A 1753-nucleotide genomic window follows, 5' to 3' on the forward strand; every position below is an offset into this window, starting at 1 on the left:
GCACGTCGAGGTCTTCCAGATGAGGCGTGTAGGAACCTTCATCTTCGGAGGGCCTCGACCCCTTCAGCCAGCCGCCACGCCGCAAACCCGAACAGCGCTACCTACACCCTGGTTTGTGAAGAGCCAGCAAACCGTCTTCGACGTTGCCCGCCTCGCAGCCGCATGGAACGGCACCGCTGATCCGGCGACGACGGAGCTGCGCTATATCGAGGCCGGAATGAGCGAACGCCTTGCACGCGATTACGTGCCTGTATGGGCAGGGTATTTCGGTACTAACGAAATCTCTCAGATCAAGGTCAACAACGTCGGCAGCGCCCCCGTTTCAATCGAATACGGCGAGGGTAACGAGCACGCCGCACCAGGCACCGGCAAGTTCCGCGTAGGTATCGAAGTGAACTACGACGGCACCTATCACAACGGCTCCACCACCGTGCCTATCGGCAACAACACCGCTATCTGGTACTTCATCCTCGATGAGCGCACCGGCACCGTTGTTGACATTGAACAGCCGATGCTTAGTGACCTTGACCTACCCGCCCCGTCATTGCCAGAGTCCGAAGAGTAAGAAGATCCGCTATGTCCATTGAATCGTTCGTCGGCCGAGACGGCTCAGCTCGCATCGTTATCGACGGCCACGAAACAAAGTTTCGTGCCCCTTCGCTCGCGGAGGCCCGCGACAAGGTACGAGACATGGCAATAGCGCACGCCGTGGAGACAGGCCAAGCCCAGCACTTCATCGCCTATGACCCTGACGCCAACTGGCAATTTTACGTCTACCCAGAAGGCACGATTTCGCTGATGCCCACGCCGGTCATCGCCCCCAAGCCGCGCCCCAACCCGATCCCCGAGGCGTACCACGCCGCCCCCGCCGAGGAAGAAACGGTGATCGACCACACCATCGTCGTACCGCGCAAGGCAGCGCGGCCGACTCTGCTCGTGCACGTCGAAGGCGCAAGAGCGCTGCGCGCTGAACCGCCCATCGTGCTCGGCCGCAGGCCCAAAGAGATTGCAGGGCACACAAGCGTCACGCTTGCAAGCCCTGGCCGTGAGTGCTCACGCACGCACGCCCTGGTCGACGTCGATGACGAATGCCGCTTGATCGTCACCGATCAAGACGCAGCAAATGGCACTGAGGCCGATGGAACGCCCCTCGCACCATACACGCCGACCGTTGTTCCCAACGGCGTGCGCCTACAGCTCGGAGACGCCGCCGTGCGAATTGAGGCGTACCCGCCGAATCAGTCACCCGGAGGCAGCTCCACGGCAACGGCTGTCGCATCACACAAGGAGGAAGCATCATGACCGCTCATGCCACTACCGAAAAGGACGGCTCAGCAATCGTCACGCTCAACGGGCAGCCCCAGAAGGTCATCGGGGCAAGCCTCGAAGACGCCCGCCGCAAGGTCGCAAGTATTGTGGTGGATCACGCGGCCGCGACCGGCGAGGTAGTCGAGTTCATCACGACCGAACCAGACGGCACTTGGGAAATGATCGTGCATCCTGACGGCACGATCCACGAGAAGCCCGAGCCGGTCGCATCGCCCTATCTTCGCCCGAGCACCGAGACGATCAAGGCCGAGACGCCTATAGACGAGGACACCGCAGCACGGGCGCCGCAGGCACCCGGGCTCTGTTGCAAAAATCGTGAAGCTTGAGCATGCTTGGCGGAGATTGGACGGACGGAACGATGACGGATTTCAAGTGGCGCCATTTCCAGGGTGATGTGATCCTGTGGGCGGTGCGCTGGTATTGT

Annotated in this window: 3 protein-coding genes; all 3 read left to right on the forward strand. The window is 61.4% G+C overall.

Features of this window, described 5'->3' with window-relative positions; all coding sequences use genetic code 11:
* Positions 1–115 precede the first annotated feature (115 nt).
* The 3 genes from BN1186_RS00035 to BN1186_RS00045 are packed head-to-tail and all read left to right on the forward strand — an operon-like array spanning position 116 to position 1655.
* Complete coding sequence (locus tag BN1186_RS00035; RefSeq protein WP_040281332.1) at positions 116–565, forward strand: hypothetical protein; 450 nt, start codon at positions 116–118, stop codon at positions 563–565.
* Positions 566–576: 11 nt separating this feature from the next.
* On the forward strand, positions 577–1302 hold the full coding sequence (locus BN1186_RS00040) for an FHA domain-containing protein (protein ID WP_040281333.1): 726 nt from the start codon (positions 577–579) through the stop codon (positions 1300–1302).
* Positions 1299–1655 carry a hypothetical protein gene (locus BN1186_RS00045; protein WP_040281334.1) on the forward strand — a complete coding sequence of 119 codons (357 nt, stop codon included), beginning with the start codon at positions 1299–1301 and terminating at the stop codon, positions 1653–1655. The genes BN1186_RS00040 and BN1186_RS00045 overlap by 4 nt, the downstream gene beginning before the upstream one ends.
* The last annotated feature ends 98 nt before the right edge of the window (positions 1656–1753 follow it).

The organism is Tessaracoccus massiliensis, from assembly GCF_000826065.2.
Classification (GTDB): domain Bacteria; phylum Actinomycetota; class Actinomycetes; order Propionibacteriales; family Propionibacteriaceae; genus Arachnia; species Arachnia massiliensis_A.

Coding starts and splice junctions, on each gene's coding strand:
- BN1186_RS00045 (WP_040281334.1), top strand. CDS start 1,299: ATGACCGCTCATGCCACTACCGAAAAGGACGGCTCAGCAATCGTCACG.
- BN1186_RS00040 (WP_040281333.1), top strand. CDS start 577: ATGTCCATTGAATCGTTCGTCGGCCGAGACGGCTCAGCTCGCATCGTT.